The following is a 12,778-nucleotide window of genomic DNA, read 5'->3' as shown; positions in this document are numbered from 1 at the left end:
GAGGTCCCCATGCCCTGCCCCGCCCCTGCCCCCATCCGCCTCGGCATCAGCGCCTGCCTGCTGGGGAAGCCGGTCCGCTTCAACGGCGGCCACAAGGAATCGCGCCTGTGCAGCGAAATGCTGTCGCAACACTTCGAATTCGTGCCGCTGTGCCCCGAGGTGGCCATCGGCCTGGGCACGCCCCGCGAGGCCATCCGCCTGGTGGGCGACACCCGTGCGCCGCGCGCGGTGGGCAGCCGGCGCCCCGAGCTGGACGTCACCGCGGCGCTGGACGCATTCGGCGAGCGCATGGCGGGTGAGCTGGAGGACATCTGCGGCTTCATCCTGATGCAGAAGTCGCCTTCCTGCGGCATGGAGCGGGTCAAGGTCTACCAGGCCGACGGCCATCCGGCGCAAGCGGGCGGCAGCGGGATATTCGCCGCCGCCCTGATGCGCTGCCGTCCTGAACTGCCGGTCGAGGAGGACGGGCGGCTGAACGACCCGGTGCTGCGCGAGAACTTCCTGACGCGGGTCTACGCCTACGCACAGTGGCGCGACCTGCGCCGGGCCGGCCTCACCCGCAAGGCGCTGATCGCCTTCCACAGCCGCTACAAGCTCCAGCTGCTGGCCAACAGCCCGGCGCACTACCGGAGCCTGGGCCGGAAGCTGGCCAACCTGGCCGGACAGGATCTCGAACGCCTGGCCGACGATTACTTCGCCGAGTTCATGCGCGGCCTGCGGGTCAACGCCAGCCGCGGCACGCACACCAACGTGCTGCACCACCTGGTCGGCTACCTGCGCCGTCGGATCAGCCAGGAGGAACGGCAGGAACTGCGGCACCTGATCGACCAGTACAGACAAGGCATCGTGCCGCTGGTGGTGCCGTTGACCCTGTTCAAGCACCACTTGCGCCGCCACCCCGGCTCCTACGTCGACGGCCAGGCCTACCTGCAGCCGCACCCCGAAGCGCTCAGCCTGCGCAATGCGATCTGACAGCCAGCCCCGCCCTGGCCGGCCTCTGCGCCGGCGGCGTGCCCGGCAAACGGCCAGGCAAGGAGCGGCTCGATCCGCTCGCCACTGCGCTCGACCGCAGCGTCGCACAAGGGGCTTCACCACGGCTTCAATACCCCTAGAATCGCGACCGGAAATCTGAACCCCGGGCGTGCCTGCCAGAGCAAAGCCTTCACGCGGCAGCATCCCGGTCGCCAACTCGATCGACATCCGAACATGCCAACCATCACCCACAGCATCGACACTTGCGCGCGCATCCTGCGAGCCGGCCAATTGGTCGCCATGCCCACGGAGACCGTCTACGGCCTGGCGGCCGACGCACGGCAGGAAGAGGCCATCCAGCGGGTCTTCAGCCTCAAGGGGCGCCCGAGCAGCAATCCCTTGATCGTTCATCTGGAAGACGCGGAACGGGCCTCGCAGTGGGCAAGCCTGATTCCCCCCGAAGCCGAGCGCCTCATGGCCGCGTGCTGGCCGGGGCCCCTGACCCTGGTCCTGCCGGTCCGCGACGAGGTATCGCGCAGCGTCACCGCCGGACAGGACAGCGTGGCGCTCAGGGTGCCGGCGCACCCCGTGGCGCGCCAGCTTCTGCGCGCCTTCGGCGGCGGCCTGGTGGCGCCCTCGGCCAATCGCTACATGTCCATCAGCCCTACCAGCGCGGACCATGTCGCCCGGCAATTCGCCGACAGCGACCTGTGGATCCTCGACGGCGGCCCCTGCCAGGTCGGCCTCGAATCGACCATCGTCAGCTTGCTGCCGGGCGACAGTCCGCGCCTGCTCAGGCGCGGCATGCTCGGCCAGGCCCACCTGGAGGCCGTGCTTGGCCAGCCGCTGGCGGATCGCGCGGGCGGCGTGCGCGCGCCCGGCCAGCATCATCGGCACTATGCGCCGAACACTCCGACGCTGGCCTTCGACCAGGCTCCCGTGGACGCGCTCGCCTCGCCACGCTGCGGCTGGCTTTGGTGCGGTCGGCCACAACCCAGCCGTGGGCCGGCGATCGACCTGGGCGATGCCGCGCAGGACTACGCGGCCGGCCTGTACGCGGCGCTCTACCGGCTGGACGCCATGGGCCTGGAGCGCCTCTACGTCCAGCTGCCGCCCCGGGAAGACGATTGGGCAGCGGTGCACGACCGCCTGGCCCGGGCCTGCCAGCGGCCGGACTGACCGGCTATCCGCCCAAAGTCGGGGTCGGCAAGGCGCCTCAGGCCTGTTCCAGCGCTTTCCAGCCCGAGGCCACGCGCTGTTCCAGTCGCGCCGGACTGCCATCCAGGCGCAGCAGGTACAGCCAGCCTTGATCGACCAGGTGGCGCACGACCTCATGCTTGTCGATCACCTTGTCGATCATGTTCCGCGGCGCCTCGATCACCACGCACAGGCGCAGCGGTCGATGGACCCAGCGTTGACCGTCGTGCAGCGACTGGCGTGACAGGCCGATGCGCAAATCGCCGCCGTTGCCCTCGAACACGCCGATATGCCCGCCCACCACGTTGTGCAGCACCTTGTTGCCGCTGCCGAAGCGCAGGTTGTCGGTGGTCGAGGTGAAGTACTGCAGGTTGATCCAGTGCGCCACCACCATGGGCGCGGTCATGATCAGTTCCAGCAGCTGGCCTTCGCCGTCCTGGCGCCAGTCGTAGTCGTGCAGGAAGGCGCGGCCCTGCAGATCCACGCCGCGGGTGCGCGCGCGGGGCGCGGCGATGAATGCCGCGTTGCCCGCCAGCCCCCATTCCGGGCGGGTTTGCGCCCAGTCGCGGGCGCGGCGGCGAAGCGTGGCAAGCAGCTTTTGCGGACGCTCCGCCAAGGGCGCCAGCCCCAGGCGCCCGGCCCGCTCGCGGCGCACCCGGGCGCCCGCCTCGTCCAGCGCCTGGCGCACCCGCTGCCAGGCCGGTTGCAGCGCGGGCGGCACGGTCTCGGGGGCGAACACCTGCACTTCGTCGGTGCTGGTGTTGTGCAGGCCGGCGAGCACATGGCAGTGGTCCGGCAGGTCCAGGCCCTGTTCGCGCAGCGCGCGGCGCACCTCGGCATCGTTGAGCAGGTCGGCGAGCAGGCGGGCGTTGACCTCGCCGTTCTGGCCGCAGCAGGCGCCGCAATTGAGCCCCGCCGCCTGGGGGTTGTTGGCGCTCTGGCTGCCGTGGCCGAGCAGGACCAGGAGCGGCGGGACCGTCGCGCCAAGCCCCATGGCGCGCAGGATGCGTGCGGCCAGCTCGGCCTTCTGGGGCAGCGTCAGCGCCGGCAGCACCGGCTTGAGCCGCTGCCACTCCGCCCCGCGCCAGGCGGCACGGTGCGCTTCGCCGCTGTCCTTGAGCAGCCCCCAGGTGCGCCCGAGCAGTGCGCCGGCATAGCTCAGTCCGATGCTTTCCACCAGGGTGAAGGTCGACGCCGGCACGCGCTCGAACAGCCGCCAGCGCCCATTACGGGCAAGGCGGGCCTGGCGCCGCTGCGCCAGCAGATGGTCCTGCCGCGCATCGCCGGTGCTGTCGCCGACCTGCAGCTGCGGCGCGAGCAGGCCGGGCAGTTGCGGCCGCGTGGCGGCGGTCCCCAGCGGGGTGTAGGCGATGGGCAGGCCGAAGAATCCGGCGAAGCCGCCGGTTTCCAGATCCGCGCAGGCCGCTTCCAGCGCACGGCGCAGCGGTTCGGAACGCACGTCGATGCAGAAGAACAGCTTGGCCAGTGGCGCCTGCGCCGGCGCGGGCGCCTCGGCACGGCACAGGCGCCGCTGCAGCTGCTCCTGCCAGGCCAGCTCATCGGCCCGCTGCCAGAGTTGCAGCGCTTGCCAGGCCGTTCCGGGCGATTGCCGGCGCGCCGCCTGCCAGGCCGCCCGCCAGCCGTGCCAGCGGCCCCCCCCCGGCCCCCCCCCCAGCCGTGCCAGCGGCTTTGCGGCTCGCGCTGGCGGTCGTCCACCAACCACTCCCAGGCCGCGCGAATGGCCAGCAGATCCAGCAACGTATCGTCGTCGCCGCCCTGCAGTCGCGCCTGCCAGCGCCGGTAGGCGCACCAGGAGGCCCAGCCGATGCTGCGCAACAGCAGGCAGTCGAACCATTCATCCCACTCCTGCGCAGCCAGGCCCAGGTGCTGCACCGCCGCTTCCAGGGCCGCCTCCGGCGCCTCCGGCAGCTCCGTGATGCGCTCACCCAGACGCGGGCAGTCGCTGAGCACGCTCAGGCCCCGGTCTTCCCGCAGGGTCGCCCGCCAGGCCCGGTAGAGCCCGCCCGCCTCGCCCGGACGCCAGTCGGCCTGCTCCCGGTCGAACCAGGCCGCGCAGCACTGGCCGATCTGCTGGGTGATCAGCACCGGCCAGCCCGGCAGAGGCAGGCCAGGCTCGGCCACGTCTTCCAGCAGCGGCAGGCGGCGGGGCTGCGCTGCCGGGCCGTCGAGGGCCTGCAGCAGGTGCGCCGGAGTCCAGTCCAGCCCGGACTCGGCGAGGGCCTGGCGCAGGTGGCGCTCGGCGATATGCCCCTCCTGCCAGGCCTGGCGATAGTCGTCGGGCCCCAGGGTCAGGCGGCTGCCGGCACGTCGCCAGAGCTGTTCGGCGACTTCGCCCCAAGGCTGCTCGCGGCGTTCCCAGAGCGGGCTGACGGCGATCATGCGGTCCAGCGGCCAGGTCGGCGCAATGCGCGCGCAGGCCTGGCGAGCGGCCGCGAGCAGGGCATCCCGGTGGAGGTTGGCGAGGGGTTCGAGCGCGGTCATGGGCGGTCTCCGGCGAAGGACGGGGTGGACTGGGGCTGGCGCACCGGCCACAGGCGGAAGGTCAGGCGAGTGAAGTGCTCGTCCAGGTAGAAGCCGGCGAAGGCCTGGGTGTACAGCCGGCCAACCAGCGCCCCCTGCGGGCGGGCAAGGATCACCGCCTGCAGCAGGTAGAGCGCGGCGAAAAGCAGCAGCGCCAGCAGGGTCAGGTACGGCGGATGAACCGCGTGTGCGGGGCTCGCACCGAGGATCCAGGCCGCGGCCTGGTGCCAGAGCAGGTAGGCCCCCAGCAGCAGGCTGAACATGGCCAGCCCGTACAGCCAGCTACCCTGGCGCAGGCTCCAGGGCGCCAGGCCGATGGCGAGAATCACCAGGGCCACCTGGGGCAGCGCGTATCCGGGAAGCAACAGCTGCCAGGCCGCCTGAACCAGCAGCAGCCCCACGGCCGCCAGCAGCAGCGCCAGCAGGAACCCGCCCAGGCCTATCGCGGGGGCTTGCGGTTGCAGCGCATGGTGCCGCGCCTGGGCGACCGTCTCGCCCGCCGCCAGGAAGGCGTGCGCCTTGTAGAGCGAGTGGGCCAGCAGGTGAACCAGGGCCAGCTCATAGAGCCCCAGGCCGCACTCCACCAGCATGAAACCCATCTGCGCGCAGGTGGACCAGGCCAGGCGGACCTTGATGCTGATGCGCGTCATCATCACCAGGGCGGCGAGCACCGCCGTGAGGCCGCCGATGACCACCAGCAGGGTCTGCGCGGGCGGCGCTGCGGAAATCAGCGGCGCGAAGCGCAGCAACAGGAAACCGCCGAGGTTGACCAGCCCGGCGTGCAGCAGCGCCGAGACCGGGGTGGGCGCTTCCATCACCTGGATCAGCCATCCATGCACCGGCAGCTGCGCGGACTTGAGGATCACCGCCAGGGCCAGCAGCACGGCGGCCAGGTGCAGGTCCCAGCCCAGGGCGGCGGACGCCTGCAGGCGCGTCGAGACCTGTTCGAGAATCACCTCCAGGCTGCTGCCGCCGGCCGCGCGCACCAGCAACAGGGTCGCCAGCAGCATGCAGGCATCGGCCAGGCGGCTGGCGAGGAACTTCTTGTGCGCCACCACCAGGGCCATGGGACGGTCGGGGTAGAAGGTGAGCAACTGGTGCAGGCACAGGCTGGAGACGATCCAGGCGCCGACCAGCAGCCACAGATCGCCGGCGGTCACCACCGTGGCCACCGCGCTCAGGGTGCCCAGCAGCGACAGCACATAGCGCCGCTGGCCCGGTTCGCCTTCCAGGTAGCGCCGGGAGTATTCGACGATGACCAGCGCCAGCAGGCTCACCAGGCCCGCCATCGCCAACCCCAGGCGGTCGTTGTCGCGCCCGTCCAGCGCCGCCTGCAGCCAGGCGCCCAGCACCAGGACCAACCCCAGGTGAGCGGCCACGCGGGCGGGCAGCCAGAAGCGCGCCGGGCTGCGGCTGCAGGTCGCCGGTAACAGCGCCAGGGCATAGACCCAGGGCAAGAGCGCAGCGAGGTGGGAAAACACGGTTGGCATCGGAGCATCTCCACGGCGAATCGATGGCGATAGTCTCCGGCAGCGCTTGATCCATGAAAAATAGATAGATCAGAATCTATCGTTCCCTTTTGAAGAACAGACCATGCGCCGACTGAACTTCCACCACCTGCACTACTTCTGGGCCGTGGCCAAGGAAGGCAACCTCACCCGTGCCGCACAGTCCCTGCACGTTTCGCAGTCGTCCCTGTCGACCCAGATCCGCGCGCTGGAGGAACAGCTCGGACACCCGCTGTTCATCCGCTCCGGCCGGAGCCTGCAGCTGACCGAGGCGGGCCGGATGGCCCTGGACTACGCGGACACCATCTTCGCCCTCGGCAGCGAGCTGCAAACGACACTGCAGGGCAACCAGCAGGCCAGCCAGGCGCTGCGCATCGGTGCCGTGGCAACCCTGTCGCGAAACTTCCAGGAGAATCTCCTGCGCCCCTTCCTGGGGCGCGAGGACCTGCGCATCACCCTCGAATCCGGCAGCCTGGACGAGCTGCTGGAACGCCTGGCGTTGCACAAGCTGGATGTCGTGCTAACCAACAAGGCCGTCAGCGCCGACGCCCAGCGCACCTGGCAATGCCGCCTGCTGGATCGCCAGACCCTGTGCCTGGTCGGGCCGCCGCGGCAGGCCGGGCAAGCCTTCGAACTGAGCCGCGACCTGGACCGGGCGCGCCTGATCGTGCCGGGGCGCAGCAGCGATATCCGCAGCCAGTTCGAGGTCTACTGCAATAGCCACGGCCTCGCTCCGGTGATCTGCGCAGAAGTCGACGACATGGCCATGCTGCGCCTGCTGGCCCGCGACTCCGGCGATCTGGCGCTGCTTCCGGCGGTGGTGGTGCAGGACGAACTGCAGAGCGGCTCGCTCCAGCTCTACGCGGAAATTCCCGAGATCGCCGAACAGTTCTTCGCCGTCACGCTGCAACGACAGTTCAGCCTGAGCATTCTCGACGAGCTGCTTCGCGCAGGCTAAAGGCGTCCGGGTGGCCAAGTGCGGCGGCCAGGCGGCGCATGCCCCGGCGGGTTGTGCGCCCGTGTTTCCGGGCCCCCGCGTTCGCGAGGGTGACGAGGTGAAGTGCCGGCGCCCCCACGTCATCGAGGTTGCGCACGGCGCGCTTCCCCAGCCAGGCATTCATCGACTTGCCCAGATCCCGCACGACGAACCACGCCTGCCCGTCGATCGACAGGGCGCGCAGGCGGTGTTTGTGGTGGAAGAAGGACGCGAAGCAGCCGCTCATGGCTCGCCCGAGCCGAAGACGGTTTGCAAAGACGACAGCGGACCGCGTGTTCGATGCCCGGCAAATGACCAACTGATAACTTCCATGCATCAATGGATGCAAACATAGCACTTATCGTTTCAAAGTGTGTCGAGCAGAATCCAGCGACCGCAAGCGCCAACAAGCCTAAATAAGATCGCTGGAGAACAACCCCATGCATGCCTCTCCCCATCCCGGCTCGTCACCTGCCCGCTCCAAGGCGGGCGCCGTGTTCCGCGTCACCTCGGGCAATTTTCTCGAACAGTTCGATTTCTTTCTGTTTGGCTTCTACGCCACGCAGATAGCGGCCGTTTTCTTCCCCGCGTCGAGTGAGTTCGCTTCGCTCATGATGACCTTCGCCGTGTTTGGCGCAGGTTTCCTGATGCGTCCGCTGGGAGCGGTGATTCTCGGGGCGTACATCGATGATGTTGGCCGCAGGAAGGGTTTGATCGTCACCCTGTCGATCATGGCCAGCGGCACCCTGCTGATCGTCCTGGTGCCGGGCTATTCCAGCATCGGCTTATGGGCGCCTTTGCTCGTGCTGGCAGGACGACTGCTCCAGGGCTTTTCGGCCGGCGCCGAACTGGGAGGCGTCTCGGTCTACCTGGCGGAGATGGCCACGGCCGGGCGCAAGGGCTTCTATACCAGTTGGCAATCCGCGAGCCAGCAAGTGGCGATTGTCGTTGCGGCAGCCCTGGGTTACGGGCTCAACCAACTGATGTCGCCTGCGACTATCGCGGACTGGGCCTGGAGAATTCCCTTTGCCGTCGGCTGCATGATCGTCCCGTTCATCTTCGTGCTTCGTCGCAGCCTCGAGGAAACCGAGGAGTTCGCACGCCGCTCCCAGCGCCCGAGCATGAAGCAGGTGTTCGCCACGCTGGGTGAAAACTGGCGTGTCGTCCTGGCAGGCCTGCTGATGGTGGCCATGACGACCACGGCCTTTTACCTGATCACGGTATACGCGCCGACCTTCGGCAAAACGGTCCTCAACCTGAGTACGACCGACGCCCTGCTCGTCACGCTGCTTGTCGGCATCTCGAACTTCGTCTGGCTGCCCATCGGCGGGCATCTGAGCGATCGGTTCGGACGCAAGCCCGTGCTCGTCGCAATGACCGTGCTGGCCATTTTCACGGCCTATCCAGCGCTGTCCTTCCTGGCTCAGGCCCCGAGCTTCGGCCACATGCTGCAAGTGCTGCTCTGGCTTTCGTTCATCTACGGCCTCTACAACGGGGCGATGATTCCGGCGCTCACCGAAATCATGCCGGTGGAGGTTCGGGTCGCCGGCTTCTCGCTGGCCTACAGCCTGGCGACCGCCGTGTTCGGCGGATTCACCCCCGCCATTTCCACGTGGCTCATCCATCTGAGCGGCGATAAGAGCGCACCTGGATACTGGATGACCTTCGCCGCCCTCTGCGCGCTTTGCTCGACCCTGGTGCTCTACCGCGGGAGCTCCTCGCGCACCCCCATTCCTGCCTGATCGAGGAGCATCCCGAATGAAAGCACTGACGAAGCACCTTGCCGCATTGACAATCGGCCTCTGCGCGCTGAACACCGCCGCTCATGCCGAAGAGCTGGACGTCATGACGTCGGGTGGGTTCACCGCAGCCTTCCAGCGGCTGAGTCCGAAGTATGCCCAGGACAGCGGCGACAGCATCCAGACCATCCTCGGTCCGTCCATGGGCAAGGCCGCGAAAGCGATCCCCAATCGCCTGGCGCGCGGGGAAAATGCCGATGTGGTGATCATGGTCGGCTACGCGCTGGATGAACTCATCAAGCAGGGCGTGGTGGATCCGGCATCCAGGGTGGAACTGGCGGACTCGCGCATCGGCATGGTGGTCAGGCAGGGCGCGCCCAAGCCCAGGATCGATTCGGAAGAGGCGTTCAGGAAAAGCCTGCTGGACGCCGGGTCGATTGCGTACTCGGACAGCGCCAGCGGGGTCTACATCAGCGGCAAACTGTTCAAGAAGCTTGGATTGGAGCAACAGGTCGGCTCGAAGGCGAAGATGATCGAGCGGATTCCGGTTGCCTCGGTCGTTGCGTCGGGCCAGTACGAGGTCGGTTTCCAGCAGGTCGCCGAGCTGCTGCCGGTTCCCGGGGTGACCTTCGTCGGCAAGATTCCAGAAAGCCTGCAATCCGTTACCCGCTACGCCGCCGGCGTTCCGCGTCATGCGAAACACCCGGAGAAGGCGAAGGAACTGTTGTCGTACCTGTCGTCCGCCGCTGCGCAGCCCATCGTGCAATCCACCGGCCTGGACTCAGTCCCCCGGTGATTTCACCGGCGTACTTCTGAGAAGCCGCTCAAGCTCGAGCGCGGCGGGCGTCAACGTGCGCCCGCGGTGCTTGATCAAGCCTACGCTGCGCACCACCTCGGGCTCCTCCAATGCAACGGCCTTGAGGATGGGGTGGCTGGTCCGGGGCATGGCTATGGAGGGCACGGCTGCCACACCCAGGCCGGCTTCCACCAGCCCGATCGCGGTCGTGACATGCCGCGTTTCGCAGATGCTGTGCCTGGAGGGGGAAATGCGTTTCAGCGCCTGGCTCAGGATGAGCCGGTTGCCGGAGGTCCTGTCCAGTGAGATGTAGTCGTGCTCATACATCTCGGACCAGGTCACCGCGTTTCGACTGGCCAAGGGATGATCGCGTCGGCACGCCATCACGTAGCGCTCTTCGAGCAACAGATCGAAGCTCACTTCCGGGCTCAGGTTGCCACTGAAGGTCACGCCAAAATCAGCTTCGCCAGTCGCCACGGCGACGTTTACCTCATGCGCGCTGGAGTCCACCACCATGATCTTGATGCGTGGGTACAGGCGATGGAATTCGCTGATGACGGTGGGCATGAAGTAATAGGCAGCCGATGGCACGCAGGCGATGGTGACGCGCTCCATCCTGCTGGAGGCGACGTCCGCAATGCTCATCAACGCATTGTCCAGCTGGTCGAGCACCCGCTCGACCTCCGGCACGAAGGCACGGCCCACAGCGGTCAGGCTGACCTTGCGGGTCGTCCTGTCGAACAGCCGCACGTTCAAGGCGGATTCCAGCTTCTCGATACGCCGGCTGAGCGCCGGCTGGGTGATCTTCACCGCCTCGGCCGCCTTGCGAAAACTGCCGTTTTCAACGATGGCCCGGAACGCCTGGAGATCGTCTAGATCGAAGTTGATGCTCATCGGATCGAACGGGGGATTGATAATTGAACGGCATCAATAACACGTTCGGTCGCGCTCGGAAAAGCGCAACAACTCGGTGACGACGTCAGCGCTCGCCGCCACCGGTGGCCCTTGGCCGTGCCGATGCCGTTGCCAGGCATTTCCGGATGCCAAGCGAAGGTCCGAGCGCTCGACCTGGCTGAACAACTGAAGCGAACTGCCTAGGCAATGGCGCCTGGAAGCAACGTCGCCGGGCCGGTCCGCATCGACGGCCCCGTCCTGTGGGCAAGGGGTGAGATGCGCCGGCCATAGGTCGGAAGGGCCCTGCTCCATCGCCGTCATTTCTGGGCCCCCGCGTTCGCGGGGGTGACGAGGTGAAGTACGGACGCCCCTACATCATGTCCGCGAACGCGGCGCTTAGGCGAACAGCGCTGATCCGGCACCTCGTTGGCTGCGCAATCTACTCTTGGGCGTCTGTACAAGGGCGAGGTAGGCAGGCTTTCCCGCGAGCCTGCACGGCGCGATTGAATCCGCCGATTTCAGTCGCGTCGCCCCGGTTGTCGGACGCATGCCATCTGCTCCGTATTTTTTCCGCCAATCTGAGCCTGTCCCGCCCCCGCTTCGTCACCCCATAGTCGCCCGCTTTGTACCCGCCTTGCGGTGGCTCAAGAGGTGGCGGGATGTATACGCACGACTATTACGACCAAGCACGGGTATGCGAGAGGGTTGCCCCCTTCACGCCGCTTTTGAGCATTGCGCGATGCAGCCATGGATCTCATGTGGCTGCAGCGTCACTTTCAACCAAACAAGACTGGCAGCATGGGAGCTGATGCGATGACCCCGGAGAAAGACAACCTGCACAGGGTCGCTGATGCCCTGATCGGCGCTACCAATGCATTCGACGTCGAGGGTGTTCTGAAACTGTTCACAGCGGATGCGTTGATCGATGACCCGTCCACCGGGCATCGGTTCGACGGCCATGCGGGCATTCGCACTTACGTAGAGCAGTACTTCATTGGCTACAAGACGGTGACTCGCATGCTGTCGATCGAGCCTCTGGGCGCCAACCGTGCCAGCGTGCGGGTCGACTTCACCGGAGATTTCGGCCACGAGATCGGCGTGCTGCAAATTGCCGTCAACAGTGACGGGCTGATCATTCGCATCGACGCTGATCTGGAGTGAACGCCTGCCCTGAACACGGGCTCCTCGCGGGGTCGTTTCCCGGGAAACCATCCCCGGCAGCGTCGGGCGAACCTACAAGTGCACGCGAAGAAAGTCGATGAAAGCCATAGTCCGCGCCGACCGTCGCCGTTCAGGACTCAGGACAGCGCTGACCGGCAGCGCAGTGGTCTGGTAATCGTCGAGCAGGCTGCACACGCTGCCTTGTTGGAGATCCGCGGCGAACAGCCAATCCGGCGAGAGTGAAACGCCCAGGCCGCCGAGGACCATTTCCCGAATGGCCTCGCTGCTGTTGCTGGTGACGTTGCCCTTGATGACGACATCCAGCGCTTGCGCACCGTGGCTGAAGTGCCAGCGGTCGTAGTGCTCCAGCAAGGTGAAAGCGATGCAGTTGTGGCCTGCCAGTTCGGCGGGCTCGCGTGGCAGGCCGTGGCGCTGCAAATAGGTGGGCGAGGCATAGACCCGCCGGGTGCTGGTGCCGAGGGACACGGCCACCAGCCCCTCGCTCTTCACCACGCCGATGCGGATGGCCAGATCGATGTTTTCCTTGAGCAGGTCTTCGTTGTGATCGCTCAGGCGCAGGTCGATCCGCACCTCGGGATAGCGCTGCAGAAAACCCGGGATCAGCGGTGCAATGCACAGCCGCCCATAGCTGACCGGTGCGGTGATGCGCAGGGGGCCGGCGATCTGCTCCTGGCCGCTGGCGAAGCTCCGGGTGGCAGCGTCGAGCTGGCCGAGGATCTCCTGGCAGTGCCTGTAGAAACCTTGCCCCTGGTCGGTCAGGGCCAAGTGCCGGGTACTGCGGGCGAATACCGGGCCGCCCAGGTATTGCTCCAGGGCGCGGATCTGCTTGCTGACTGCCGGTTGCCCCAGGTTCAGTTCGCGCGCAACCGCCGAGAACGAACCGCGCTCCACGACGCGGACGAAGATGCGCATGCTGTCGAACAGATCCATCGTAATTAGGCCTCTTTGGGGAATAAGTCATATCCGAATTTAG

At 67.2% G+C, this 12,778-nt stretch carries 11 protein-coding genes and 1 pseudogene; 6 read left to right on the top strand and 6 right to left on the bottom strand.

The window, feature by feature from the left end:
- Positions 1-9: 9 nt before the first annotated feature.
- Together PKB_RS11085 and PKB_RS11080 are read left to right on the top strand one after the other, a co-directional pair.
- A complete protein-coding gene (locus PKB_RS11085) occupies positions 10-972 on the top strand; it encodes a YbgA family protein (RefSeq protein ID WP_043251707.1) in 963 nt (320 codons plus the stop codon).
- Between the two features lie 234 nt (positions 973-1,206).
- Complete coding sequence (locus tag PKB_RS11080) at positions 1,207-2,151, top strand: L-threonylcarbamoyladenylate synthase (RefSeq protein ID WP_052355237.1); 945 nt, start codon at positions 1,207-1,209, stop codon at positions 2,149-2,151.
- 37 nt (positions 2,152-2,188) lie between these two features.
- On the opposite strand, the gene PKB_RS11075 is transcribed toward PKB_RS11080, so the two are convergent.
- The 3 genes and pseudogenes from PKB_RS11075 to PKB_RS11070 all read right to left on the bottom strand — a co-directional run bounded on the left by PKB_RS11075 (position 2,189) and on the right by PKB_RS11070 (position 6,200).
- Positions 2,189-3,892, bottom strand: coding sequence for a putative inorganic carbon transporter subunit DabA (locus PKB_RS11075; RefSeq protein WP_339325541.1), 1,704 nt, complete (start codon positions 3,890-3,892; stop codon positions 2,189-2,191).
- An 11-nt stretch (positions 3,893-3,903) separates the two neighbouring features.
- Positions 3,904-4,569 (bottom strand): annotated as a pseudogene (locus tag PKB_RS30325) (putative inorganic carbon transporter subunit DabA); the annotation flags it as partial.
- Between the two features lie 98 nt (positions 4,570-4,667).
- Entirely contained in the window at positions 4,668-6,200 is a 1,533-nt protein-coding gene (locus PKB_RS11070; RefSeq protein ID WP_043251705.1) for an NADH-quinone oxidoreductase subunit L, read from the bottom strand.
- Positions 6,201-6,303: 103 nt separating this feature from the next.
- Between PKB_RS11070 and PKB_RS11065 the strand changes: the two genes are divergently transcribed.
- A complete protein-coding gene (locus PKB_RS11065) occupies positions 6,304-7,176 on the top strand; it encodes a LysR family transcriptional regulator (protein WP_043251702.1) in 873 nt (290 codons plus the stop codon).
- On the opposite strand, the gene PKB_RS11060 is transcribed toward PKB_RS11065, so the two are convergent.
- Complete coding sequence (locus PKB_RS11060) at positions 7,136-7,441, bottom strand: BRO-N domain-containing protein (RefSeq protein WP_156958024.1); 306 nt, start codon at positions 7,439-7,441, stop codon at positions 7,136-7,138. The genes PKB_RS11065 and PKB_RS11060 overlap by 41 nt on opposite strands.
- A gap of 193 nt (positions 7,442-7,634) precedes the next feature.
- Here PKB_RS11060 and tcuC point away from each other — a divergent pair, with 193 nt between their 5' ends.
- Both tcuC and PKB_RS11050 read left to right on the top strand, forming a co-directional pair.
- On the top strand, positions 7,635-8,936 hold the full coding sequence (gene tcuC / locus PKB_RS11055; protein WP_043251696.1) for an MFS transporter: 1,302 nt from the start codon (positions 7,635-7,637) through the stop codon (positions 8,934-8,936).
- 16 nt (positions 8,937-8,952) lie between these two features.
- Positions 8,953-9,729, top strand: coding sequence for a substrate-binding domain-containing protein (locus PKB_RS11050; RefSeq protein WP_043251693.1), 777 nt, complete (start codon positions 8,953-8,955; stop codon positions 9,727-9,729).
- On the opposite strand, the gene PKB_RS11045 is transcribed toward PKB_RS11050, so the two are convergent.
- Positions 9,715-10,623, bottom strand: coding sequence for a LysR family transcriptional regulator (locus PKB_RS11045; protein ID WP_043251691.1), 909 nt, complete (start codon positions 10,621-10,623; stop codon positions 9,715-9,717). The two genes, PKB_RS11050 and PKB_RS11045, sit on opposite strands and share 15 nt — an antisense overlap.
- 747 nt (positions 10,624-11,370) lie before the next feature.
- On the opposite strand from PKB_RS11045, the gene PKB_RS11035 reads away from it, so the two are divergent.
- Positions 11,371-11,784, top strand: a complete 414-nt coding sequence (locus tag PKB_RS11035) for a nuclear transport factor 2 family protein (RefSeq protein ID WP_197539250.1) — start codon at positions 11,371-11,373, stop codon at positions 11,782-11,784.
- Between the two features lie 72 nt (positions 11,785-11,856).
- Here the strand turns inward: PKB_RS11035 and PKB_RS11030 are convergent, their stop codons facing one another.
- Positions 11,857-12,735, bottom strand: coding sequence for a LysR family transcriptional regulator (locus PKB_RS11030; RefSeq protein WP_043251686.1), 879 nt, complete (start codon positions 12,733-12,735; stop codon positions 11,857-11,859).
- Positions 12,736-12,778: the final 43 nt, after the last annotated feature.

Origin of the sequence: Pseudomonas knackmussii B13 (assembly GCF_000689415.1) — a bacterium.
GTDB lineage: Bacteria > Pseudomonadota > Gammaproteobacteria > Pseudomonadales > Pseudomonadaceae > Pseudomonas > Pseudomonas knackmussii.
The sequence above is the reverse complement of the archived record's forward strand: the minus strand, read 5'-3'. Positions and strand labels throughout refer to the sequence as shown.